The organism is Alcaligenes sp. PF14, from assembly GCF_037150615.1.
GTDB classification, from domain to species: domain Bacteria; phylum Pseudomonadota; class Gammaproteobacteria; order Burkholderiales; family Burkholderiaceae_B; genus Alcaligenes; species Alcaligenes phenolicus.
This window is the reverse complement of record NZ_JBAGRS010000003.1, coordinates 290,557-314,682: the sequence shown is the minus strand read 5'-3', so window position 1 is coordinate 314,682 and position 24,126 is coordinate 290,557. Positions and strand designations below refer to the sequence as shown.

General features: G+C 56.6%; 18 protein-coding genes. 8 read left to right on the top strand and 10 right to left on the bottom strand.

Features of this window, described 5'->3' with window-relative positions:
• Positions 1-25: 25 nt before the first annotated feature.
• Positions 26-790: a glucosamine-6-phosphate deaminase gene (locus tag WFM49_RS08460; RefSeq protein WP_250756820.1), complete on the top strand. Its 765-nt coding sequence runs from the start codon at positions 26-28 to the stop codon at positions 788-790.
• Here the strand turns inward: WFM49_RS08460 and WFM49_RS08455 are convergent.
• The 5 genes from WFM49_RS08455 to WFM49_RS08435 all read right to left on the bottom strand — a co-directional run bounded on the left by WFM49_RS08455 (position 743) and on the right by WFM49_RS08435 (position 8,967).
• A complete protein-coding gene (locus WFM49_RS08455; RefSeq protein ID WP_336972815.1) occupies positions 743-2,143 on the bottom strand; it encodes an efflux transporter outer membrane subunit in 1,401 nt (466 codons plus the stop codon). The genes WFM49_RS08460 and WFM49_RS08455 overlap by 48 nt on opposite strands.
• A 32-nt stretch (positions 2,144-2,175) precedes the next feature.
• Positions 2,176-4,134 carry an ABC transporter permease gene (locus WFM49_RS08450; RefSeq protein WP_336972812.1) on the bottom strand — a complete coding sequence of 653 codons (1,959 nt, stop codon included), beginning with the start codon at positions 4,132-4,134 and terminating at the stop codon, positions 2,176-2,178.
• Positions 4,128-5,306, bottom strand: a complete 1,179-nt coding sequence (locus tag WFM49_RS08445) for an efflux RND transporter periplasmic adaptor subunit (RefSeq protein ID WP_336972811.1) — start codon at positions 5,304-5,306, stop codon at positions 4,128-4,130. Before WFM49_RS08445 ends, WFM49_RS08450 begins: the two co-directional genes overlap by 7 nt.
• Before the next feature lie 340 nt (positions 5,307-5,646).
• Complete coding sequence (locus WFM49_RS08440; protein WP_336972809.1) at positions 5,647-7,842, bottom strand: TonB-dependent receptor; 2,196 nt, start codon at positions 7,840-7,842, stop codon at positions 5,647-5,649.
• Between the two features lie 12 nt (positions 7,843-7,854).
• On the bottom strand, positions 7,855-8,967 hold the full coding sequence (locus tag WFM49_RS08435; protein WP_336972807.1) for a YncE family protein: 1,113 nt from the start codon (positions 8,965-8,967) through the stop codon (positions 7,855-7,857).
• Between the two features lie 217 nt (positions 8,968-9,184).
• Here WFM49_RS08435 and mutS point away from each other — a divergent pair, with 217 nt between their 5' ends.
• From mutS to WFM49_RS08420, 3 genes are all read left to right on the top strand, one after another.
• Positions 9,185-11,821, top strand: a complete 2,637-nt coding sequence (mutS, locus tag WFM49_RS08430) for a DNA mismatch repair protein MutS (RefSeq protein WP_336972805.1) — start codon at positions 9,185-9,187, stop codon at positions 11,819-11,821.
• Positions 11,822-12,057: 236 nt separating this feature from the next.
• The gene (locus WFM49_RS08425; protein ID WP_336972804.1) at positions 12,058-13,248 is read left to right on the top strand and encodes a JmjC domain-containing protein; all 1,191 of its coding nucleotides are present in this window, start codon (positions 12,058-12,060) and stop codon (positions 13,246-13,248) included.
• A 449-nt stretch (positions 13,249-13,697) separates the two neighbouring features.
• Positions 13,698-14,942, top strand: coding sequence for a benzoate/H(+) symporter BenE family transporter (locus tag WFM49_RS08420; protein WP_035270927.1), 1,245 nt, complete (start codon positions 13,698-13,700; stop codon positions 14,940-14,942).
• A gap of 134 nt (positions 14,943-15,076) precedes the next feature.
• On the opposite strand, the gene WFM49_RS08415 is transcribed toward WFM49_RS08420, so the two are convergent.
• Positions 15,077-16,138, bottom strand: coding sequence for an HNH endonuclease (locus WFM49_RS08415; RefSeq protein WP_336972802.1), 1,062 nt, complete (start codon positions 16,136-16,138; stop codon positions 15,077-15,079).
• Positions 16,139-16,473: 335 nt separating this feature from the next.
• On the opposite strand from WFM49_RS08415, the gene WFM49_RS08410 reads away from it, so the two are divergent.
• Genes WFM49_RS08410 through bioD form a run of 4 tightly spaced genes read left to right on the top strand, consistent with a single transcriptional unit; the run spans position 16,474 to position 20,869 of the window.
• Positions 16,474-17,670, top strand: coding sequence for a cytochrome P450 (locus tag WFM49_RS08410; RefSeq protein ID WP_336972800.1), 1,197 nt, complete (start codon positions 16,474-16,476; stop codon positions 17,668-17,670).
• Positions 17,667-18,833 (top strand): aminotransferase class I/II-fold pyridoxal phosphate-dependent enzyme, encoded by a 1,167-nt coding sequence (locus tag WFM49_RS08405; protein ID WP_336972798.1) that lies wholly within the window; start codon positions 17,667-17,669, stop codon positions 18,831-18,833. The genes WFM49_RS08410 and WFM49_RS08405 overlap by 4 nt, the downstream gene beginning before the upstream one ends.
• 6 nt (positions 18,834-18,839) lie before the next feature.
• Positions 18,840-20,180 carry an adenosylmethionine--8-amino-7-oxononanoate transaminase gene (bioA, locus tag WFM49_RS08400; protein WP_226348569.1) on the top strand — a complete coding sequence of 447 codons (1,341 nt, stop codon included), beginning with the start codon at positions 18,840-18,842 and terminating at the stop codon, positions 20,178-20,180.
• Positions 20,177-20,869, top strand: coding sequence for a dethiobiotin synthase (gene bioD / locus WFM49_RS08395; RefSeq protein ID WP_336972796.1), 693 nt, complete (start codon positions 20,177-20,179; stop codon positions 20,867-20,869). The genes bioA and bioD overlap by 4 nt, the downstream gene beginning before the upstream one ends.
• Before the next feature lie 16 nt (positions 20,870-20,885).
• On the opposite strand, the gene WFM49_RS08390 is transcribed toward bioD, so the two are convergent.
• The 4 genes from WFM49_RS08390 to dapA all read right to left on the bottom strand — a co-directional run bounded on the left by WFM49_RS08390 (position 20,886) and on the right by dapA (position 24,056).
• Entirely contained in the window at positions 20,886-21,260 is a 375-nt protein-coding gene (locus WFM49_RS08390; protein ID WP_254499655.1) for a FecR/PupR family sigma factor regulator, read from the bottom strand.
• Positions 21,261-21,270: 10 nt separating this feature from the next.
• Positions 21,271-21,591, bottom strand: coding sequence for a sigma factor-like helix-turn-helix DNA-binding protein (locus WFM49_RS08385; RefSeq protein ID WP_083054060.1), 321 nt, complete (start codon positions 21,589-21,591; stop codon positions 21,271-21,273).
• A gap of 429 nt (positions 21,592-22,020) precedes the next feature.
• Positions 22,021-23,154: an outer membrane protein assembly factor BamC gene (gene bamC, locus WFM49_RS08380; RefSeq protein WP_009457893.1), complete on the bottom strand. Its 1,134-nt coding sequence runs from the start codon at positions 23,152-23,154 to the stop codon at positions 22,021-22,023.
• A complete protein-coding gene (dapA, locus tag WFM49_RS08375; protein ID WP_009457899.1) occupies positions 23,151-24,056 on the bottom strand; it encodes a 4-hydroxy-tetrahydrodipicolinate synthase in 906 nt (301 codons plus the stop codon). Before dapA ends, bamC begins: the two co-directional genes overlap by 4 nt.
• Positions 24,057-24,126: the final 70 nt, after the last annotated feature.

The window sequence follows — 24,126 nt, the reverse complement described above, 5'->3', positions numbered from 1 at the left end:
TTCAGCCCATACATAGAACAAGATTATGTTTTTAGTCTTCCCCGATTCCGCCGCCATTGCGGCACACCTGAGCGCCCGTCTTCAGGAAATTATTCGTCAGGATCCACAAGCGACTCTGGGTCTGGCAACCGGGGGGACCATGGAACCCGTCTACGCCCGTTTCGTACAGGACGTACGTGCCAATGGGCTGGATGTCTCCAAGATCAACAGCTTCAATCTGGATGAGTATGTGGGTCTGGCGGCAGAGCACGAGCAAAGTTACGCCTACTACATGCGCCAGCACCTGTTCGGCCAACTGCCTTTTGAGGCTGCCCGTTTGCATCTGCCCAATGGCCTGACCAAAGAGCTGGAGCAGCACTGCCAGGACTACTCCGCCGCGATTGCGGCCAGTGGGGGTGTCGCCTTGCAATTGCTGGGCGTAGGCACCAACGGCCACATCGGCTTTAACGAACCGGGCACCCCTTTTGACAGCCGCACCCATGTGGTGGCCCTGTCCGAGCGCACCCGTATCGACAACAGCCGCTTTTTTGATTCCATGGACGAAGTGCCTGCATCGGCCATCACCATGGGGATTGCCGATATTCTGAGCGCCCGTGAAATTGCCCTGGTGGTCACCGGCGAGCACAAGGCTCGCACCATGCTCAATTACCAGGAAGGCGGTGTCACGCCCGAGCTGCCTTTCACAGCCTTGAAGCAACACGCCAACACCCACATCCTGCTGGATGAGGCGGCTGCCAGCCTGCTAGACCCCAGCCTCTGCCACCGTCCCCTGATCAGCCAGGCTGCCTGAGCCAGCTTGCCAGCCCCCGCCCAGTGCTCGAAAGAGCGCCGCGCGGGATTGCAGACGTGCCTGCATCAAACTGACGCGCACATCCTGAGCGGCGTACAAGGTACGCTGCGCATCCAGTAAAGACAGCAAGGTTTCCGAGCCAGAGCGATAACGTGCTTCGGCCAGTTGAAACGCCAGCCTGGCTTGCTCCCACTCCAGCTCCATAGTCTGCGCCTGGGCATCAAGGCTATGCAGTTGTGCCAGCACGCCTTCCACATCCATATAAGCTTGCACAATGGTCTGCCGATACTGCGCCAGCCATTCCTGCAAACGGGCGTCGCTCAAATCCTTGCCCGCCTCCAGACGACCGGCATTGAAGATAGGCGCCACCAGCCCGCTGATCAGGCTGTAGACCGGATGGCGCAAGCTTTCTTCCCAATGATTGCCCGATGCCCCTGCCCGCGCCCCCAAGGTCAGGCTGGGATACAGGGCAGCGCGCGCCACATGCACATCGGCATGAGCCGCTGACAACTGGGCCTCGATGCGCGCAATATCAGGGCGCTGCGACAAGATCTGTGAAGGCAGACCTGCTTCCAGCTCCGGCACCTGCAAGCTGGCAATATCCTCCTGGGGCTCGGGCATGATTTCAGTACGGCCCAACAAGGTCGCCAGCTCCACCCGCGTGCGAATGGCCTGTTCTTCAATCACAAACAATTTGCGCTGTTGCGAAGCCAGCAATTGGCGTTGCTGTGCCAGCTCCAAAGGCGAAGCTGCCCCCGCCTGCAAGCGTGCTTCCAGCAGGCTCAACAAGCGTTGCGCAACGGCCAGGTTTTGACGGGCAATGGCCACGCGCTGTTTGTCGCCCAAGGCTTGCAGGCTTAAATGCACCACCTGCGCCTGCACGCTGACACGCAGCACATCCAGCTCGTAATTTGCCGCCTGGGCCAGGAACACGGCACTGTTGGCCTGGGCACGATTGCGTCCCCACACATCCAGCTCGTAGCTCATGAACACACCGGCCACATATTGCGAGCGAGTGTCTCCATGCGAGGAAGAAAACGGCGCATCTCTTTGCGCAGACAGATTGCCCTGCAATTCCGGCAGCAAACTGGCTCCGGCCATGCGTGCCTGAGCCTGCGCCTGCAAGATCCGGGCCTGTGCCTGACGCAGCACCGCCACGTCCTTCAAGGCTTCCTGTATCAGGCTGTTCAAGGCGGGGCTGTTATAAGCACGCCACCACTCCGGCTCTACCTGGGCCAGTACAGGACTGGGTGTCGCCTTGGCTTGCTGTTGATACGCCTGGGGCAGCGTCGGCGGGGTCTTGTCCAGATCAGAGGACAAGGAGCCGCACGCTTGCAGCACAAGCGTGCTCATGGCCCCTGCTATCCATCGGTAATGAGCCATGCTTACTCCCCTGCCAAAGCCTGAACGGGGTCCAGCGCGGCCGCCGTTCGTGCTGGCATATAGCCAAAAACCATGCCCGTCACCACGGCGCAGCCAAAGGCGCCCAAGGCCGCCCGCAAGGAAAACACCACATCCACCCCACCAAAAATCAGGCCGATACCCACCACAGCACCAGCCAGCACGCCCAGGCAACCGCCTGTAATCGTCAACAAAACCGCCTCAGTCAGAAACTGGCGCATGATGTCACTTTGCCGTGCACCGGTTGCCATGCGTATGCCAATTTCCCGCGTGCGTTCACGCACCGTCATCAACATTACGTTCATGACCCCGATGCCGCCTACCACCAAAGACACGGCGGCAATCAGGCCTAGCATCATGCTCATGGCCTGACGCGTGGAAGCCTCTGCCTGCAAGCGAGCCGCCGCATTCCCGATTGAAAAGTCTTCTCGCCCGCCATGACGCTGTGTCAGCAACTGACGCATGTCTTGTTCCGCTTCCAGAACGGTGGAACTGTCCTGCGCATCAATCACCACATAGTCGGGCTGCGTCTGGGCCTGATACACACGGGCACGCGCCGCGTGATAAGGCACAAACACCATATCGTCGTAAGCCTGCGCGCCCGAATCGGCACCGCGCTCCTGCATCACCCCGACCACCTCAAAAGGTGAATTGCCGATCAGGAGCTGCTGCCCCAACGGCACGTCCATATCGGGGAAGAATTGCTTGGCGGCACGATGTCCCAGCACAACCAGGGGAGCCAGATCCCGGTCCTCGGCATCGGTGTAGTAGCGACCTTGTGCCAACTGCCAGCGATGAATATCCGGCATGGTTTCATTGGCGGCAAACACATACACCTGGCGGTCCACGCTGCCACGCCGCACGGTAATCGGATCTCCAATCACCGGCATGACACGCCGTATCAATGGCAGCTCGCCAATCGCCTCCAGATCCTCTTCTGTCAGTTGTCCTTTGGCGACCCCATTGGGCGGTGATGAACTGCTCAAGTAAATGATCGTGGTCCCCATCGTGCCCATCTGATCCATGACACGTTGGCGGGCACCTTCACCCACCGCCAGCATCACGATGACCGAGGCCACCCCGATAATCACGCCTAACAAGGTCAAGGCCGTGCGATGACGGTTAATGAACATGCTGCGCAAGGCGCTGCGGGTAGCATCCTTGATCTCCGAAACCCAGGGCGAGCGGCGGTGCTCGGGCGGTGGTAAAGACTGCTCAAGCTTGGGCTCGGTGGCCGTTTCTGGGCGGCTATCCGAGAGGATGCAGCCGTCACGAATTTCAATAATCCGGTCTGCCATCGCCGCGACCTCATGATCGTGCGTAATCAGGATAATGGTGTGACCAGAGTTCGAGAGCTTGCGCAGCAAGGCCATCACTTCTGCACCACTACGCGAGTCCAGCGCACCCGTGGGTTCGTCGGCCAGAATGACACGGCCACCGTTCATCAAGGCACGAGCAATAGACACCCGCTGCTGCTGGCCGCCGGACAACTGATTGGGCCGGTTATCCAGCTTGTCCGCCAGACCTAGGCTACTGAGTAATTCTGCGGCACGTGCCGCACGCGCGCCCTCATCCATTCCCGCGTAAATGGCAGGCATCTGGACATTTTCACTGGCGCTTTCAGTCGGAATCAGGTGATAGCCCTGAAAGACAAAACCAAAGGTCTCACGGCGCAACTGGGCCAGCTCATCAGGACTGAGCTGTGCGACATCCCGACCTTGAAAAAGATAGGTGCCGCTGCTGGGTTTATCCAGACAACCCAGCAGATTCATCAGTGTCGATTTACCGGACCCCGAGGCCCCCACAATCGCCACAAACTCGCCCGGCTCAATACTCAAGCTGACATCGAACAGAACCTGCACAGGAGGCTTAGTGCTGGGCGGGCCGCCATAGATACGGTTAATGTCCCGCAGCTCAATCAAAGGAGGTGCAGCCCCTACCATTGCAGCCACCGCCAGCCACGCTCAGGAGTGAGCACCGCCAGAACAACGTGCTCTCCTTTAACCAGCCCTTTCACGACTTGCACCTGGTGACGATTGCGCACTCCCAGGTCGACCGGCTTTTCCTGCACCTTGCCCCGCTCCAGCACCGGCACCGTAAAAGCATCAGGACCACTATCGGGGTCTGGGCGTAAAGCCACCAGGGGTATCAGTAAGGCCTGGTCGGCACGATCAATCTCAAACAGCACCTGCGCCGTCATCTGCGGCATCAATTCGCCGTCTTCATTGGCCACATCAAACAGCACCGTATACATGATGGCCTGTGTGGCAGTCGGTGCCGCCGCCGTGCTTTCATCCTGAGTGCTGCCCTCTGGCGCAGGCATGATTTGGCGAACCTTGGCCTGCCATTGACGCGCCCGCGTTTCGCCCTGCTCTCCCAGAGTCGTGAAGGTGACGGTCATACCGGGCTTGATACGACGAATATCGGCCTCGGACACGCTGGTCCACACCGTCATGGTGCTCAGGTCTGCAATGCGCAGAATATTGGGAGTTTGATACGTGGCATTCAGCGTCTGACCTTCACGCGCCTGCACGCCAATGACCGTGCCACTCATGGGCGCGTAAATGCGCGTATAGCCCAAGCGTGCCTCATCGGCTTTCAGCGTGGCCTGAGTCTGCTCCATCTGCGCTTGTACATGCGCTACCCGAGCCTGCGCAGTCGCCAGATTGGCTTGGGCAATCTGAATATCTTCCTGACGGCTGGCCTGCTGGCGCTCCAGTTGACGCTGGCGAGCCAATTGCTGACGCGCCAATAAAAGCTGAGCCTGCTGCTCGGCCAACTGGGCCCGGAACGCGGCCAAGGAAGCGCGGCCTGCATCGACGGTGGCTTGCTGCACACTGGGATCGATTTCCACCAGCAACTGGCCCTGCTCAAGCTGATCGCCCGGCGCAACCGGCAAAGCCGTAATCTGCCCGGACACCTGCGCACCCACGTCCACATAGCGACTGGGCTTCAAAGTTCCCACCGCAGCAACGGTAGCGCGTATATCACTTTGCTCCACGGCCACCGTTTCAAACTGCTCTGAAGAACGCCCGGCCTGTGCGGCAAGCGCCCCCAGCACCAGCACCGCCACCAGGGCCAACGCCCAGCGGCGCTTTACTGCTTTGGACTTCATAACTAATCCCAAAAAACCGTAGATCTGCACCCGCCGTATCATGCGCGGCAGGTGATCAAAAAAACAAAAGTGGTCAAGAAGGCAGGTACTTGCTTAGACCAAAACCGGCTCCACGCTACTTAGCAGACAAGGAGGTTCCCACCTAAACGGTGCAGTCAAGCGGACAGGGCAAGAGGTCCTTTTTCAGGCCTTCCTTATAAAGACGTTTGAGAGCCCACTTTCCGGACATTTATTTTGTAAAAGTTATAGCGATGGGCTTGAGATAAGGGCGTCAAACATTTGCTGGACGCCCTATGTGGTGGAGAACAGGCAGGACTGTGCCCCCTGCCCGGTCCTTTCCTTAAAACTCCGCCGAGACACTCAGCATGAACGTGCGTGGCTGCGACAAGACCAGATAGCCATTATTGGGATAGCCACCGACCGAAGCCCAATACGCCGTATCGGCCACATTCTCGACACTGGCCCTGAACGTCATGGGCACACCGGAAATCTTGCGCTGATAGCTAGCCCCAAGATCCCAACGCACCCAACCTGGCACACGGATCGCATTGGCCGAATCCGCGTAACGGGCACCGGTTGCCAGCAACTGCGTATCCAGCGACAAGCCTGTCACCTGCGGCACATCCCAGGTTAGGCCCAGACTGCCTTGCCAACGCGGCACGCCAATCACGCGCTGACCTTCGCTCAGCGGGTCACCCGTGTTTTTCTGCTTGGTGTCCAAGGCGGTCACCCCACCCAGAATGCGCAGGGAGTCCGTCAACTGGCCGTAGAAGCTCAGCTCCAACCCGTTATGGCGATCCTTGCCCGCTTCCACAAAACGCAGATCGTCGTTCACCACACCACGCGGTTTGGTCGTGGTGAAGAAGGTCAGCCCACCGCCCATGGAACCGTTGTCGTACTTGATCCCCAGCTCTTTTTGCTTGGCCACAAAAGCCGACAAGCGCTGCCCGGCGTTTTGAACCGGCTGATTGTTAAAGCGAGTCGGTGCCAGATCGCCTTGCGCCAGGCTTTCCGTGTAGTTGCCGTACAAAGCCCATTCATCAGTCAGCTTGAACACCACACCCGCAGCAGGGCTGGTGTGCTGCTGACGATCTTTACGCTGCAAGGCCTGGGTGCCATAGTCATAGCTGCGCGTTTCCATGATTTGATGGCGCAGCCCCAACATGACTTCCAGCCTGTCGTCCCAGAGATACATCAGATCGCCCAGGGTATAACTGGTCAGTTTGGTGCGTCCCACCAAAGCGGGTGAACCCAAATCTCCCCCGGTATAAGCGAAGGGTGACAAGGCGTGATTCACAGGATCATAAAGATTACTTTCCTGCACGTTACCCATAGCCCAGGCATTTTTCTCTTTGTGGTCATACAAAGAAGCAGCAGCGACCAGCTCATGCAACACAGGCCCGGTCTCAAAACTGGCTCGCAAACCCAACTCGCCTGTTTTCACGTCATCACGTCGGGAATTGTTGAAACGCGAGAAGGTGGTTTTTCCAGAAACGGCATCCGTTACCGTCTGAGTCGCAAGCTGATTTTTTTCCTTGCCATCTTTCATACCGAAAGCAGCCCACAGGGTCATGGAATCATTCAGATCATATTCCCCGCGTACCGTCCCAAAAATGGTTTTCTCATTAGAGTAGGTCCAGGGCTGGGCGAAATTGCGCGTGTGCGAAGGCAAGCCCGGCAAAGCGGACAAGCCCGCCTTTAAAGCCACATTAGGCCGGACTTCACGCAGCTTATGTTCTTGATAGCCCAAGTCCGCCGACAAACGTACACGCTCACCACGCCAATCCACCCCTACTGTGTACAGGTCCAGACTGGTGTGCTCATTGTCGACCGCCGTATCACCACTGCGTTTGATGGCATTGATGCGAATGCCTGCCGCATCATCGGCAAAACGACGCGCAATATCCGCCTTGATCTGGCTTTGCCCGCCACTACCATAACCTGCACCGACCTTGGTCAGCGGGCTCTCGCCAGCCCGTTTGGGCAGCACATTGATCGTGCCCCCAATACCACCGCCGGAAGGCGCGGCACCGTACAGAAAGCCACCTGCGCCATGCAGCACTTCAATACGCTCGGCCAGTTCGGCAGCCGTCGCTTGCCGGGGCAGCAAACCAAACAAACCGTTGTAGGCAATATCATCGGACGCCGTCAAAAAGCCCCGAATGAAAAAACTTTCCTGAAAATTGCCAAAACCACGGGCCACGCGCACGGAAGGATCATGGCGCACCACATCGGCTACGGTCGACGCCTGCAATTGCTCGATATAGCGGCTGGTGTAGCTATTGACGCTGAAAGGCGAGTCCATGTTTTCAAGAGAACCCAATATCCCCACTCGCCCGCCGCTGGCGACCTGACCGCCCGCATACTCCGGCAACAAGCCCTGACGCGACGCATCCGCACTGGCATTAACGGTAATGGTGGACAACTCCTGCGGCTGGGCAACATCCCTCTGGTCTTGCGCCTGAGCCTGACAATGAAGAGCAAACAGAGACAGGGCAAGAGAGCGTCCCAGGCAAGGCTTGAATAAGCTGGTCATCACGATTACCTATCAAGCCTTGATGTTCTTCAGGTCAATACGCACCACACTTTCGCGCTTGCTGGCTTTGTACTGCGGAGTGGAAGGAGCTTTAACGGTGACGTACAACTGGCTGTCCGGGCCCAGCTCCAGGCTGTTGGGGTTATCAGGCAAGTTGTATTGCGCCTTGATCGCATAGCTGCCGCCATCCAGCACAGACACTTTGCCTTGCTCGCGGTGAGTCAAATACAGCTCGTCGCGATCAGCGTTATACAAGACATCCATGGCATCCCCCACCGGCAGTTCCTGCAGCAATTTGCCGTTGCGGGCATCCAGCACATACACGGTTTTCTGGTCTTTGGTCTCGGTCACGTACAGACGATTGCGCCTGGAATCCAGCGCAAAATTCAAGAGCAAGGCGGGTTTGGCGCCAGCCGGTTTCCAGCGCTGTTCGATCTTGTTGGTTTGGGTATTGATCACCATCACTTCGCCGTCGCCATTGGCGGCATACAGACGATGCGATCCCGAATCTATCAGCAGACCGGTCACCCATTTTCCTGCGTTTTCAATGGTGTCGATCAGTTCCAGATTACGATCATCCAGCACCCAGATCACGGCCGGCGCACCTACGGCCCCCACATACACACGGCCTTGCTGGGAGTCGTGACGAATCGTGCGCGGCCCCATTTTGGTGTCATCAAAACTGGTATTGCTAAAGCGGACTCGCTCCAGGCTCCCGTCCTCTTTCAGCTCAACTTTGGAGACGGCAGCAGCCAGACTATTGGTGACGTACAGGGTGTCGCCCGACGCGTTCGTCGCCAGGCCGAAGTTACTTTCATCGGTATAAATCGTCCCCTTTACATCCAGGGTGATGGGGTCCAGTTTATAGATCACACCACCCCGAACCGAAGGCGCACGCTCTGCCGAGGCCACATACAAGGACTTATCAAACGGGCTGTAAACCGTTTGATAAACCCCGTAAGCCAGATCCTTGCGTAAAGCCCCTTCTGCCGTAATTGACGTCTTTTGCGCCAGCTCCGGCGTCAAGGGCAACGAGACCGACTCGGACGGCTGGGCATGGGCAAAAGATCCGGCACTTAGCAAAGCGGCAGACAAGACAGACAAAGCAAGGCGACGTGTGAACATTTCAATATCCCGTGTTAGAAATAGAAGTGATTATCATTTGTATTATTGCATTAAGCACTTCCATGCTCAAAATCGGGATATCCCTGCACCTTAAGGAGAAACACGCGGGACTAAATCAGCCGCTTCCCTATCCCCCACTTGACTGCCCTCGCTACAATATCGACTCAGCCGCCTTCTGGGCGGCCTTGTTGTTGAATTCCCTGACCTGTACTGCGCTATGACTTCTGCTGCCGATCTGTCCGCCCACACGCCCATGATGCGTCAATACCTTCAGCTCAAAGCGGAGGCTGGCTCGCATCTGCTGTTCTATCGGATGGGGGACTTCTATGAGATGTTCTACGCCGATGCCGAACGCGGCGCACGCCTGTTGAACCTGACGCTGACCAAGCGCGGTTCCTCCAACGGCGAGCCTATCCCCATGGCTGGTGTGCCTTTTCACGCCATGGAAGGTTATCTGGCGCGTTTGGTGGCCTTGGGCGAATCCGTCGCCATCTGTGAGCAGGTCGGTGACCCGGCTGCCAGCAAAGGTCCGGTCGAGCGCAAGATCATGCGTGTAGTTACTCCCGGTACGCTAACTGATGACGCCTTGCTGCCTCCCAAGGCAGACCGCCTGATCGCCGCCTGCACACTGATCAAGGTGCAACGTCAGGAAATGGTGGGGCTGGCCTGGATGAACCTGGCCAGTGGCGAGTTTCTGGTCAGCCAGTGCGAACCGGACATGCTGGATACGGAACTGAATCGTATCGGCCCTGTAGAACTGGTCTATCCCGAATCGCTGCGCCCTGCCCCGGAACTGCCGCAAGCCAGTTGCCACACCCTGCCGGATTGGCACTTTGCACAGGACGGTTCACGCGAAACCTTGCTGGACCATTTTGACCTGGATTCCTTGGCCAGCTTTGGTCTGGACGATCTGCCTGCGGCGACGGCGGCAGCCGGAGCCTTGCTGCGTTATGTCGGCAGCACACAATCTCAGTCCCTGGTCCACATCACCGCTATCCGCGTTCAACACAGCTCGGACTTTCTGGTGCTGGATGCCGTCACGCGCAAGAATCTGGAAATTACCGAAACCATTAGCGGTGAAACCAGCCCAACCCTGTTCTCCACGCTGGATCATTGCCAGACCCCCATGGGCAGCCGTTTGCTGCGCCGCTGGCTGCATCACCCCTTGCGCTTGAACCACGCCGTTCAGCAGCGTCAGGATGTGGTGTCCCTGTTCTTCCAAACCCAGCAAAGCGCCAGCTTGAATGCAGGCGATCCTTTGGGTGTGCTGCGCCATGCCCTGCGCCGCTTCCCGGACCTGGAGCGTATTGCCACTCGTATCTCGCTACGCAGCGTGCGTCCTCGGGAGCTGGCCAGCTTGCGCGATGCGCTGGTAACACTGCCTGAACTACGTCGAGAGCTGGAACAGAACTTTGCTCAGTCTGAACACTTGCATGGGCATTTGTTAAGTCTGGCTCTGGACCCGGAGCTGGCTTCCTTGCTGCAGTCTGCCATCGCCTCCGAGCCCGCCTTGCTGATACGCGATGGTGGTGTCATTGCCGATGGCTACGATGCGGATCTGGACGAGCTACGCAGCCTGGCCAGCGATAGCGGCGATGTGCTGGTGAAGATCGAAGCCCGCGAACGCGAGCGCACCGGCATTGCTACCTTGCGCGTTGAATACAACCGTGTGCATGGTTTCTTTATTGAAGTCAGTCGCGGTCAGGCCGACAAGGTCCCCGACGACTACCGCCGCCGCCAGACACTGAAAAATGCCGAGCGCTTCATCACGCCTGAATTGAAAGAGTGGGAGGACAAGGTCCTGTCCGCCAAGGACCGCAGTCTGAGCCGCGAGAAATTCCTGTTCGATGAATTGCTGGACAAGCTGCAAAGCTATGCAGGCCCCTTGGCCTTGTGCTCCAGCGCCCTGGCCGAACTGGATACCCTGTCCTCCCTGGCCTTGCACGCACTGGACAATAATTGGGTCGCCCCCGAGCTGACCGAGCAGGCTGGCATCTGGATTGAAGCAGGCCGTCACCCTGTGGTGGAGCACAGCATCGAGCGCTTCACGCCCAACCATTGTGAAATGCACGCGCAACGTCGCATGTTGCTGATTACCGGCCCGAATATGGGCGGTAAATCCACCTATATGCGTCAGGTTGCCCTGATTGCCTTGCTGGCCCGCATCGGTAGCTTTGTACCGGCAAGCACAGCCCGTATTGGACAGATCGACCGCATCTTTACCCGTATCGGTGCGGCGGATGATCTGGCTGGTGGCCGCTCTACCTTCATGATGGAAATGACCGAAGCAGCAGCCATTCTGGCCGGTGCCACCCCCTACAGTCTGGTGCTGATGGATGAAATTGGTCGCGGCACCTCCACCTATGATGGTCTGGCCCTGGCCTGGTCCATCGCGCATCGCTTGCTCAGCCACAATCAGGCACTGACCCTGTTTGCCACGCACTATTTCGAGATCACGCGCCTGCCCAACGAGCTACCTGCCGCTGCCAATGTGCACTTGGCCGCCGCAGAATCGGCCTCCGGCATTGTGTTCCTGCACGAAGTTCAGGAAGGCCCCGCCAGCCGCAGCTACGGGATTCAAGTTGCACAACGTGCCGGCATTCCCCCTGCGGTCATCCGCCAGGCCAGTCGCGAGCTAAGCCGTCTGGAAGCACAAAACGATCCAAGCGCACAACTGGACTTGTTCAATGCAGGCAGCGCTCCGGAAGCCACGGTCGCCGAGCCTGATCCGACTACAGAAAAAGCACTGGACCTGCTGGATCAGTTCAAGCAACTGGATGTGGATGACCTGAGCGCACGCGACGCCCTGGATTTGCTGTACCGCTGGAAAAAAGAGATGAAGGCGGCGGGTTAAACAGTCCAGAAGGGAGCCCAAGAGGCTCCTTTTTTTATGTGGTTTTCCGAGGACCGTTGGCGAGCAGATCGACAATCAATCATTCTTAGACTCCTACCGTGAGTCAATCACTCTATATCGCAAGTATTTCTCTGGATTCTTTGCACTGGATACGCCTGATACGCAGGCTAGCCATACACCGGGACAGGCCGGATCAGTTAAGCTACGGGCTAATTTAATTCTTGTTCGGGCAGTCCATGACTATCGACCAGCCATTGACCCTTTTGGGCGGCATCAGCGCGCATGAGTTCATGCAAACCTACTGGCAACGCAAACCTTTATTGATACGCGGCGCCATCCCTAATTTCAAGCACTCGCTGAGCATAGACAATATCCGCGAGCTGGTAACGCGTGAAGAAGTAGAGTCGCGCCTGATCATCCATGATGGCGAAGACTGGGAAATGGAAACCGGGCCTTTTGAAGAGCTGCCGCCCGCCTCGCAGCCCAACTGGACCGCCCTGGCACAAAGCGTGGATCTGCACGACGACAACACCGCCGCCCTGATGCGTCAGTTCCGCTTCATTGGCGATGCCCGTCTGGACGACGCCATGATCAGCATTGCTTCTGACGGCGGTGGCGTAGGCCCACACTTCGACAGCTACGATGTGTTCCTGCTGCAAGCCCACGGCAAGCGTCACTGGCGTATCAGCCAGCAAAAAGACCTGAGCCTGGTGCCCGACCTGCCCTTGAAGATTCTGCGCAATTTCCAGGTAGAAGAAGGGTTCACGCTGGAACCCGGCGACATGCTGTATCTGCCCCCGCACGTGGCACATGACGGGATTGCAATTGGCGACTGCATGACGATTTCCATCGGCTTTCGCTCGCCTACCCAGGCAACGCTGGCCCGTGGTTTGATGGATGCCGCCTCGGATCAGTTGGCCGCCGCCAGTGGCGAAGGCTTTGGCTTGTATGCCGACCCACCGATGCCCATGCCCGAGAGCCTGCAGCAGCGCTACACCGACCCGGATGCCCAGGCCAGCACCACACCTGCCGCCTTGCCGGAGAAGCTTGTTCAGAAGTCGCTGGATGCCTTGAACGCCATTCGTTTTGACGAAGCATTGGCCTCACGGTTCCTGGGCGTCTGGCTGACCGAATTGCCCAGTAATAGCTGGTTCGACATTGCCGAAGACCCGGTTGATCTGCATGACCCCGAGCTGCCTGCAGGCCGCTTGGCTTTAGATCGCTGCTCGCGCATGATGTATCGCGGCGATGAGCTGTATATCAACGGTGAGGTCGCCCCCTGCCCCGCCAGCCCGGCCCTGAAACAATTGGCTGACCAACGTGAACTCTTGATCCCCAGCGACAGTTTCGAAGCCCTGGATGAAGATGAACGCGAAATGCTGAATGCCTGGCTGGATGACGGCTGGCTGCAGTTCAAGGAAAACTGAGCACTGAGCCACTAACTCTGGCGAGTTCAGAAAAAAAGCGGGGCAGCTTGCAGGCTGCTTCGCTTTTTTATTGCTAACACCTCAGGAATCGAAAAACCGATACATTTGCTGGTTGCAGTTGCGATTGCAGTTGCAGTTGCAGTTGCAGTTGCAGTTGCCACAGTATTTTATTCACGCCATCCAGCAAGAAAAAGCACTATCATGAACAACGCGATTCACAAGACGAGCAATTCGTCATAAAGCCACCATTAGTGGCTTTGCAGCCGAGCTTCAATCCTGCTCGGGCCACATTCAAAATCACGTAGCCACCCCGCTCAATCTAGTCAGGCACCTACCCAACTCAAAAGTGGTCTGCCCTACACCCAGAAAGCGTCCTATCTGGCCAGTCCATTTAATCGCTATAAATAGTGCTCGTTTGTCATCTCTCCTTTTGGAAAGCGCAGAGCACTATGTCTACCTCCCGATCGACCTCATCCTCTCTAGTCAGCGACCTGATCCCGCCTATCGTGGCCGGTCTGATCTCGGTCATCGTCAACTACGGCGGCACCTTTATTCTGGTTTTCCAGGCCGCCAAAGTAGCCGGCCTCAGCCCTGAGCTGACCGCCTCCTGGGTCTGGTCAATTTCCATTGGTGTGGGTGTTACCGGTTTGCTCTTGAGCTGGGTTTCGCGCGAGCCCATCATCACCGCCTGGTCCACGCCCGCCGCTGCATTTCTGGTTACGGCTCTGGCCACCACGCCATATGAAGAAGCCGTCGGCGCCTACCTGATCTCGGCCGCGGCCTTTGTGGTCCTGGGCCTGTCCTCCTACTTCGAGCGCCTGATCCGTCTGATCCCCAACGGCATCGCTGCCGGTCTGCTGGCTGGCATTCTGCTGCAATTTGGCATTGGCGCATTTGGCAGCATGACACTGGACCCGAAACTGGCAGGTCTGCTGATTCTGGCCTACCTGATCATCAAACGCTTTTCCGCACGCTACGCGGTGGTCGGCATTCTGATCCTGGGCCTGAGCTTCCTGCTGCTGGAGCATCGCGTAGACCTGAGTGGCCTGAAACTGGAACTGGCCGCGCCGGTATTCACCATGCCAGTATTCACCCTGAATGCCTTGCTAAGCGTCGCCCTGCCCTTATTCCTGATCACGCTGACCGGCCAATACATGCCCGGCATGCTGGTCCTGCGTAACGACGGTTTTCGTACCAGTGCCAACCCGATAGTGTGGGTGACAGGGCTGGGTTCGCTGATCATGGCTCCTTTTGGCTCCCATGCCATGAACGTAGCCGCCATTACCGCCGCTATCTGCACCGGGCCAGAGGCGCACCAGGATCCTTCCAAACGCTGGGTTGCCGGGATTGCCGCCGGTGTGTTCTACATTCTGGTTGGCGTTTTTGGAGTAACCCTGGCCGCTGTATTCATGGCCTTCCCTGCAAGCTTTATTACCACGCTGGCGGGCTTGGCTTTGCTGGGCACCATCGGCGGCAGCCTGGCGGGAGCCATGGCAGACGTCAAATCACGTGAAGCAGCCTTGATTACCTTTTTGGCATCAGCCGCCAATATCACCCTGTTCGGGATTGGCGGGGCTTTCTGGGGCCTTGTGATCGGTCTGCTGGCGTACTTTATTTTGAATGGGAAGTTGCCGCAGCGGCAGAAAAAGGATGTGCCAACAGAAGGTTTACCTATTGGCACCAATGCTCGTTAAGTCTAGAAATCTAAAAAAAGCTGTGCGGTCTTACACAGCTTTTTTCTTACCAAGAAAAACAAAAAGCTGCTATTCGGCAGTGATCAAGCTGTCTTCCTTATCAACACGAAAAACGTAATCACTGCTTATTCAACTCAATCTAACCCAGGGCCAAAGTGCGCTTTTCTATGACAGTTCGGGCATAGAGCGATCGCGTTCTCAACGGTATCATCCCCTCCATGCGCCAACTGAATCCTATGATGCACCTCTAAGTAAGGCGTGCCGTCTGATTTTCGCTTGAATGGGGCTGGCTCTTTACACCCCTCACAGGTCCCCGATGCTCGCTCTAAAACCTCTGCTACCACATCAGGATTACGCCTGAACTCTGCAGATAAGACCCATATTCTCGAAGGTTTTTTACTTGCACTTCTGAGTCGTGCTTTGCGTTGCTCAGGTGTGGAGCGACGCGCAACCTCCACCTGCTTAGCTAACTCCTGTTTTGCATACGTGGAGTCTTCTACGACCTCTACCCTCTCGTCGTCTTTAGCCAGATCAAACCACTTAGACCCATCAGCTTCTCCAACCAAACCCACGTATTTAAAAACACCTTGATAACTGAATAAATCTTTTTCCCCACGCCTTACAAAGGTAAGAATCGGGATATTGGGATTACTAATGATCGATGCATTAGCTTTGAACTTCTCACTAAATTTTCCGCTAATACTTTTTAAATAGTATTTAAGTCTCGAAGGCTCCTGTATCCATTGATTGGCGTATTGCCCTCCAGATAAGGTCGCTTTGATGACCACTGCAGACGGCACTCCATCCGAGGTCAAAACGAACATCCCTCCAGCACGCGTATCGTAGTTACGCGCAAAAATCAGTATCTGATGAGAGCTATATTGCGTGCCAACAATAAAATCCGAAGGCCGCACTCGATCGTGAGCCCAAAACGAAAAACGTTTTTCAAACTCAGGAACAATATCCTCAAAAGTCTTTAGGCCTTGTCCATGCAAGGCTTGATAGACGGGATCATTAGAGCCAATTCGAAACCGATTTAAATAGCTCAGCAGGTCTCCGACTCTCTCAAATCGCTCCACCCAGATATCTACGCTACGCACTTTATTCTTTATTTTTTCATCCAGTAAGGGATGCTCTCGTGCGGGAATAAGAACATTATTTCGAATATAAAGGCGAGCTTCCTCAATAGGCGTCATTACATCTCCGTGCTGACAGCAAAAAACCATATTTTTATTAGGGATTACAACATTAGAGCATCTAGCACCTCACATCCTCTTCTCCCATTTTCAGACTGCGAACGCATCCGGTACTAAACACTCCCAAAAAATTCCAGGTACATAGCTTTAATCTCAGCCCACACTTTATTGTAAAAAATAGACACAATCCATAATTCAACACACCCCTTCTTATCCCATCCTCCCTCTACCTCCTGCAAAAAACCCTGTAAGAATTAATAGACACAATCTATTGACTGCCTTTTCCACGCTCAAGTGCTAGCCTGCGCTGGCTTTGATCTTCAGGAAACGGTGTCATGTTTGGCGATTTTGATCTTGCGTCACCCTATGCAGCTTATGCCCGTCTTCGTCAGGGGCCGCCTTTGGTTTGGGATGCGGATTTCTGCGGTGGGGCGTGGTTAGTTCATAGGCACAGCGATGTACAAGCCGCCCTGCGCAATCCCGATTTAAGTGTGCGGCGTGTTGGCGGGTGGGTGGCCCAGGCTGGCGCTGACCCCTCCCCTCGTCTGCAAGCCTTCAAGGGCTTGATGGCCAGGACGCTGGTCTTTCTGGACCGCCCCCGTCACACACGCGTCAGACGAGTAGTGAACGCGGCTTTTAGTGCGAAGGCTTTGGAAACCCTGCACAGCACGATTGAAAAGCGCGTTACGCATATCCACCTGGAGTTAAAAGACAAGCTGCGACACGGTTCAGTGGATCTGGTTGATGAGGTCTGTCGCCCGCTCCCCGCCTTGGTCATGATGGACGTGCTCGGCTTGGAGCAACTGCCTTTGTCTGTTTTTCAGGCCTGGTCAGAGCAACTGGCAGGTTTTATCGGACAAGCCACGCCGGATCTGCCTTTGCTGAGAAGCACCCAGGACGCCTTGCTGGATATGGCTGACTTTCTAGGCAACAGTGCCAATCTGCAAGAAGGCGGGTTGGCCTGGCGGCTTTTGCATGATGAGCAGCTTTCCCTTCAAGGCAGGCGCGAGCGCTTGGCACAGTCCTGTATGTTGCTCTTTGCAGGCTATGAAACCTCCCGGCATCTGCTTAGCTCCCTGTTTCAAACACTGCTGGCCGACTCCACAACGCTGCAGGACTTGCTATCGAATCCGCAGAAAATTCCTGCCGCGATCAAAGAGGTGCTGCGTCACGACAGCCCGATTCAGTACACAGCCAGACGTTTGATGCGCGACCAGCACTGGCATGGTCAGCATTTGCGCAAGGGGCAGTTGCTGCTTTTGCTCTTGGGCGCTGCCAACCGCGATCCGGCGGTGTTTGCCAATCCCGACGATCTGGACTTCAGCCGCAACAATCAGGCCGAGCTATCCATGGGACACGGAATTCATCATTGCCTGGGAGCCGGTTTGGTGCAGCTGGAAGCCAAGCTCGTACTTGAGCAATTCCTGCCTTTGCTCCCTCGCCTGCAAGGGACGCAAGGTGAGCGTATTCGACTCCCCGCCTATCGGGGCTGGAACCGCTTGCCGGTTCAATACCGGGCGGCACAGTCATGAGTGCCTTTCTCGCTCATCTGGATCAACAACTGGAGACTTTGAAGACCAGGAAACTGTGGCGCCAAAGAGCAATCAGCCGCCCCTTGCCAAACGCCCATATCGAACGCAATGGCCAGGTCTTGCTGAATTTCGCCGGCAATGACTATCTGGGCCTTAGTCAGCATCCACAACTCAAACGGCTAGAAGCACAAGACGTCGCCGGAGCGACGGCATCCCCGCTGATTTGTGGGCATCATGCGCTAGCTGAAGCACTGGAGCAGGAGCTGGCAGAATGGAGTGGCTTCGAGGCCAGCCGTCTTTTTGTCAGCGGTTATCAAGCCAGCCTGGGCGTGATTCCCGCGCTGATCGGAACGGGCGACACGATCTTTTGTGACAGGCTGAACCACGCCAGCCTGATTGATGCCAGCCGCCTATCCGGCGCTCGTTTACGTGTCTATCCCCATAGGGATATGGCACGGCTGGATGATTTGCTCGGCAGGCCAACACCAGGCTTCAAACTGGTGATCTCGGACAGCCTGTTCAGCATGGACGGGACAATAGCCCCGGTCGATGAGCTGATCGCCTTATGCGAACGCCACGATGCCTTGCTGTATCTGGACGATGCACATGGTCTGGGAATTTTGGGTGAGAACGGACGCGGAGCGCCTGAGCATTTCCAGCTCACGACCACGCAGCGGCGGCGTCTGATTTACCTGGGAACGTTTGGCAAGGCGGCCGGTCAGGGTGGTGCATTTATTGCCTGCTCCCACAAGCTGGCCGACTGGTTCACGCAATCCGCCCGCAGCTATGTGTACAGCACCGGCTTGGCCCCGGCGCATTGTGCGTCCTTGCTGGCCTGTCTGCAGCTGATCAAACAAGCCCAGCCCCAGCGGACCCTGTTGAAAGAGCATATCCAGACGCTGCAAACCTTGAGCCAGTATCTGCCCTGGCGTCTAGCTCCCTCCGATACGCCCGTGCAAAGCCTGTTGATTGGCGAGGTAGAACCTGCTTTGCAACTGGCCGAAACCCTCCTGCAAAAAGGTATTTGGGCACCGGCCATACGCCCACCTACCGTTCCTCGCCATCAAGCCCGATTACGCATATCCCTGTCTGCCGCCCACCGGCAACAGGACATTGAAAAACTGGTCCAGGCACTACATGAAGCCGCCCACTCTTTACGGTGATTTGCCATGAACTCAAACTCCTTTCCCCCTTTGGCCCAACGCAGCCTGCAAGCGGTCTGGCACCCTTGCACTCAAATGCAGCATCACGATCAAGGCGTGCCGCTACTGGCAATCAAACGCGCCCAAGGCGCCTGGCTTCATGATGCCGACGGCAACGCCTATCTGGACGCCATCAGTTCCTGGTGGGTGAATCTGTTTGGCCATAGCCACCCGCATCTGGTGCAAGCCATTAGCGATCAGGTTCAGCAACTGGATCACATCATGCTCTGCGGCCTGACCCATGAGCCGGTTGTGCAGCTTTCCGAACGATTGGCCGCCTTGAGCAGCCATCGTTTAGGCCATGCTTTTTATGCCAGCGACGGTGCTTCCGCGGTAGAGATTGCCCTGAAGCTGAGCGTGCACTACTGGCGCAACCAAGGCCAGGAACACAAGCACCGCTTTGTAGGCATCGCGCAGGGATACCACGGCGAAACACTGGGTGCTCTGGCCGTGACCGATGTGCCCTTGTTTCGGGAAAACTACGGCACACAGCTGGGCCAGCAATACACCGCAGCCAGCCCCGATCTGCGTCAAGCCACTAGCCCGGACGAACACACGCAGGTCACCGAAAACGCACTGCACTCGCTGGAGCAGATTCTGGATGGTCATCAGGACATTGCCGCCGTCATTCTGGAGCCGCTAGTGCAATGTGCGGCTGGCATGCACATGCACTCCCCCGACTATCTACGCGGCGTGCGCGAGCTGTGTGACCGCTATCAGGTGCATTTGATTCTGGACGAGATTGCCGTGGGTTGCGGCCGTACCGGCACGTTCTTTGCCTGTGAGCAGGCCGGTATCTGGCCTGATCTGCTGTGTCTGTCCAAAGGAATTACTGGCGGCACGCTGCCCTTGTCCGTAGTGCTATCCAGCCCCTCGATTTATCAAGGGTTTTATGACCAGGACTTGCGCCGAGGCTTTCTGCATTCCCATTCTTATACCGGCAATCCCCTGGCCTGCCGAGCCGCGCTGGCCACGCTGGACTTGTTCCAGCAATACCCCGTCTACGAGCTGCAAAAAACGCTGGGACAAGCACTTGATGAAGGTTTGCATAGACTGAACCGGCACTATCCCAAGATGCAGCATCTGCGCCGCTGCGGGGTAATTTGGGCCTTTGATCTGGACACGGGCCCAGCTCGCTACGATCACCAGGGCTTTGCCCGGCGCTTTTACCGCTCTGCTTTGCAACAGGGACTGATGCTGCGCCCTATCGGCAATACGGTGTACCTGATGCCCGGCTATCTCTGGGGCACAAAAGAGGTGGAGCATTGCCTGCATGGGCTGGGTCGTCTGCTGAAGGAATACGCATGAGGGCCTGCTTTGTGACGGGCACCGATACGGAAATTGGCAAAACGCTGGTCAGCTCGGCTTTACTTCATTTACTAAGCCAAAGCGGCGCACGCACGCTCGGCATCAAACCCATTGCTTCGGGGGCCGTAGAGGTAGAAGGACGTTTACAGAACGAAGATGTGGATGCACTGGCGCGGCATTCCAGCCTGAAGCTCGCTCCCGAAACCCTGACACCGTACTTGTTTAAGCCCGCTGCGGCACCCCATATTCTGGCTGAACAAGCAGGAATCGAAATAGACCCGGCTCTGATCAAAACAACGGTTCAAACGGTGGCGGAGCAGGCCGACTATGCAATCGTTGAAGGAGCAGGAGGCTTCATGCTGCCCGTGGGGCAAGGGCGGACAGGCGTAGATTTAGCACAAGCCTTGCAACTACCTGTGGTGCTGGTTATCGGTCTACGTTTGGGTGCCTTGAATCACGCTTTGCTGACGGCTCAAGCCATACGCGCCAGCGGCTTGAACTTGCTGGGCTGGGTCGCCAACCACGTAGCGCCGGAGATGAGTTATGCCCAGGAGAACCTGCAAACGCTGCATGACTATCTGCCGAGCCCTTGCCTGGGTGCCATTCCCAGATTGGAAGCCACAACACTGGATGAGCGTATCCAGCAAGCAGCGCAATATCTACGCTCGCCATGGGGAGATAAGAACTAGGCGCTTTGCACCAGGCTTATAGAAAGTAGCTACCTACGCTACCCAAAAATGCCACTCCCAACAGCAGACACACTGCGCCACCCAAGGCAAAGCGCAAGGCCGGGTTAGTGGACCAGGCGTCCAAACAGCTATTTAGCAAACGTTGACGCCATGTCCCCGACCCTGCCGCGCCTGCGGCTTGCCGGGAGTTTGCACGCAAACGACTCAGATGCTCCTCGCTGATTCCATCCATGGCTTCCCACTCCAGCTTCCAGCGCAAGAAGGCGGCCTGATGCTCGGGATCAATGGACAACCAGGCCCGGAACGCAGACTGGCTGCGGGCATCGTTCTGATGTTTGGGGTCGTGCTGTTTGAGCAGCCAGCTCAAGGCCTGCTCATCAATGTGCAGCATGTGTTCGTCCTTAGACATACGAACCAGCCGGACGCGGCACTGCCCCGTCCGCCCGATTGAGCGGCGCCGGATTATGGCGGCACGCCAACATGGCCATGCGGATATAGTGCTCAACCACTTGAGGGCTGGTGCCCATGCGTGTCGCAATTTCTTTGTAGTTCAGGCCCTCGAAGCGATGCAGCACAAACGCTTCACGACGACGGCGAGGCAAGGCCTCGATCATGGCCAGCATACGAGCACCCGGTTCTGAAGGAGCGTGAGCAGAGGCTTGTGTGCCACGCAGCATACGCAGGCAAAAACTTAAACCGTTACGGCAAAACGATTTCAGCATGGGCCACTCCCTAAAACACATTAAATGATAATGGTTCCTATTATCTTTACAGTTTTAGAGAAAGTCCAGCCCTGCTCAAGAAAGATTAACTCTGCTCACAAAATAAAAGATGGCCCCCCCCCCTCAAGTCTTTGCCAAAGAAAGGCTTTGCGCCATTGGAGCACCGCAATACAGGCGCTACAAACAGAGCGCAGCGTAGCCTGGAAAAGAGACTGTATCCTTTCAGGAAATGCTCTCAACGACCTCTTCTTCTGTAGAGGAAAAGCCAGTGCTAATCGCGCTGACCTCGCCAGATTCCTGGCCCCTGTTGGCTCCTCTTCGACAAGAGAAAGAGAGCCAAAGTAACTCAGAACGGAGCTAGTGCATAAAAAAAGCCCTGGCATGAAACCAGGGCTTTTTCCAGACGGCCCGCAGGCCGACTCAAAACAATCAGTTGCCGGGGCGCAGATTGGTAGACAGCACATTGATGATGCGCTTGGCTGTCGGCGTGGTCTGCTCCTGACCTTGCTGATCCAGCACCGTTACGCGAGTGCCAGCACCTTGGGCGCTCAACTTGATGCGGAAGGGTGTGGCTTCGGCGGTGTTGCGGCTGCCGAAGATGCGGCCAATGATGTTTTGCTGCTCGATCTTCTCGCCGGTATCCGAATCCAGATAGCGGATGAAGAACTCGCCAGCGGAACGGTCACGATCCTCAACCGAGAAACCGGCGGAGTCGATGGCTACGCCAACACGACGCCATGCACGATCAAAGGACTCGTTCAGCATCAACTCAGCCTGATCGCCCTTGTCCGACGCCTGGACCTGAACGCTGGAAGGATCCTTGGAAGCGTTGGCTACTTGTTCACGTGCTGTTTCAATATCCGAGCCCAGGAAGACCATCATGCGAGCCAGCATGGCCGCATTCAGACCTGGATCTTCTTTGGCGAACACCCATTTAAAGGCGGAACCGTCTGCCGTTGGTGTTTCTTCCATGTGCTGGTGGGACACATAGATTTCGGTCTTGTTGCCGACGCGCTCAAAGCGGGTACGAAAGCGGTCACGTTCGCCGCTATCAAAGACCTGGTCAATGATGGAACCCAAGGCACTGCGTATCCAGCTTTCTGGAATCTTGGCACGGTTTTCAGCCCAGTCGGTCTGAATCAAGCCGGCACGGGGATCCTGGGACTGAATGGTAAAACCATGCTCACCCCAGAAATCGACGATGCGGGGAAACAGGTCTTCCACGGGGCGGTCTACGACCAGCCAGCGCAGATCGCCATCGCGCATCACCTTGATGGCATCAGACTGGGGCAGGATCGTATCGGCACCGCCCTTGGCCTGCTGCGCGGTTTGACCTTGCGAGTAGACCGAGTAAGACGTGGCACCTTCTGGCGCACGGTAATGTGCGTCACGGTTGGCCTGGGTCAGATCCGGCGGAATGCTCAAGGGATCGCCTGCTACCGTACTCTTGTAATTCACCGACTCGCCCTGGCCCATAATCTGGTCCATCGTCGAGCAGCCCGACAGCACCAACAGGCTCAAAGACAGCCCGATCAGGCTTTTATTAACTGGCTTTGCAATCATGGAAGAAGATCCGCAAGTTTCAAAGATTGACGCAGCAACTCGTGATGCTGTGCATTTAACGGCGTCAATGGTAAACGATATCCCAGCTGAGTAAGGCCCATTTCTGCAACTGCCCATTTCACGGGGATGGGGTTAGCCTCAACAAACAGGTTCTTGTTCAGACCTGCCAGATAGGCATTCAAACGGCGTACCGTCGGTACGTCCATATCCAAAGCGGCCTGGCACAACTGGCTCATCAGGCGTGGGGCCACGTTGGCCGTCACGGAGATATTGCCTTTGGCGCCCAGCAAGATATACGAAGCAGCGGTAGGATCATCGCCGCTGACCACTATGAAATCTTCGGGGGCATCACGCAGCAGCAAGCCGCCACGAGCCAGATCGCCCGTTGCGTCCTTGATACCGATGATGTTGGGGATTTGAGCCAGACGCAGCACGGTGTCGTTCTGCAGATCGGCCACGGTACGGCCCGGCACGTTGTACAGGAACTGCGGCAGATCCACCGCTTCTGCAATGGCACGGAAGTGCTGGTACATGCCTTCCTGAGTAGGACGGTTGTAGTAAGGCACCACTGACAAACCGGCGTCTGCACCCACTTCCTGGGCGTGACGCGACAGTTCGATGGCCTCGCGAGTGGAGTTGCCACCCACACCGGCAATCACGGGCACACGGCCAGCCGCGTGTTCAACGGCTACCTTGATCAGTTCAGCGTGCTCATCAACCGACACCGTGGGCGATTCGCCCGAGGTTCCAACGACCACCAGCACACGCGTTCCTTCCTGAATGTGCCAGTCGATCAGCTTTCGGTAAGCGGCAAAATCCAGACCCCCATTGGGATCCATGGGTGTAACAAGGGCAACCATGCTGCCCTGAAAATTGGAAATAGCAGAGTCCGAACTTGCCATGATGAGATGAATCTCCGGGTTTAAGGCCCTATAGCCGAAAAAAAATATGACTCACAAGTTTAACGGATAA

Excerpts from the sequence above, each read along its gene's own strand:
- WFM49_RS08460 (WP_250756820.1), top strand. The coding sequence starts at position 26 with ATGTTTTTAGTCTTCCCCGATTCCGCCGCCATTGCGGCACACCTGAGC.
- WFM49_RS08455 (WP_336972815.1), bottom strand. The coding sequence starts at position 2,143 with ATGAGCACGCTTGTGCTGCAAGCGTGCGGCTCCTTGTCCTCTGATCTG.
- WFM49_RS08450 (WP_336972812.1), bottom strand. The coding sequence starts at position 4,134 with ATGGTAGGGGCTGCACCTCCTTTGATTGAGCTGCGGGACATTAACCGT.
- WFM49_RS08445 (WP_336972811.1), bottom strand. The coding sequence starts at position 5,306 with ATGAAGTCCAAAGCAGTAAAGCGCCGCTGGGCGTTGGCCCTGGTGGCG.
- WFM49_RS08440 (WP_336972809.1), bottom strand. The coding sequence starts at position 7,842 with ATGACCAGCTTATTCAAGCCTTGCCTGGGACGCTCTCTTGCCCTGTCT.
- WFM49_RS08435 (WP_336972807.1), bottom strand. The coding sequence starts at position 8,967 with ATGTTCACACGTCGCCTTGCTTTGTCTGTCTTGTCTGCCGCTTTGCTA.
- mutS (WP_336972805.1), top strand. The coding sequence starts at position 9,185 with ATGACTTCTGCTGCCGATCTGTCCGCCCACACGCCCATGATGCGTCAA.
- WFM49_RS08425 (WP_336972804.1), top strand. The coding sequence starts at position 12,058 with ATGACTATCGACCAGCCATTGACCCTTTTGGGCGGCATCAGCGCGCAT.
- WFM49_RS08420 (WP_035270927.1), top strand. The coding sequence starts at position 13,698 with ATGTCTACCTCCCGATCGACCTCATCCTCTCTAGTCAGCGACCTGATC.
- WFM49_RS08415 (WP_336972802.1), bottom strand. The coding sequence starts at position 16,138 with ATGACGCCTATTGAGGAAGCTCGCCTTTATATTCGAAATAATGTTCTT.
- WFM49_RS08410 (WP_336972800.1), top strand. The coding sequence starts at position 16,474 with ATGTTTGGCGATTTTGATCTTGCGTCACCCTATGCAGCTTATGCCCGT.
- WFM49_RS08405 (WP_336972798.1), top strand. The coding sequence starts at position 17,667 with ATGAGTGCCTTTCTCGCTCATCTGGATCAACAACTGGAGACTTTGAAG.
- bioA (WP_226348569.1), top strand. The coding sequence starts at position 18,840 with ATGAACTCAAACTCCTTTCCCCCTTTGGCCCAACGCAGCCTGCAAGCG.
- bioD (WP_336972796.1), top strand. The coding sequence starts at position 20,177 with ATGAGGGCCTGCTTTGTGACGGGCACCGATACGGAAATTGGCAAAACG.
- WFM49_RS08390 (WP_254499655.1), bottom strand. The coding sequence starts at position 21,260 with ATGCTGCACATTGATGAGCAGGCCTTGAGCTGGCTGCTCAAACAGCAC.
- WFM49_RS08385 (WP_083054060.1), bottom strand. The coding sequence starts at position 21,591 with ATGCTGAAATCGTTTTGCCGTAACGGTTTAAGTTTTTGCCTGCGTATG.
- bamC (WP_009457893.1), bottom strand. The coding sequence starts at position 23,154 with ATGATTGCAAAGCCAGTTAATAAAAGCCTGATCGGGCTGTCTTTGAGC.
- dapA (WP_009457899.1), bottom strand. The coding sequence starts at position 24,056 with ATGGCAAGTTCGGACTCTGCTATTTCCAATTTTCAGGGCAGCATGGTT.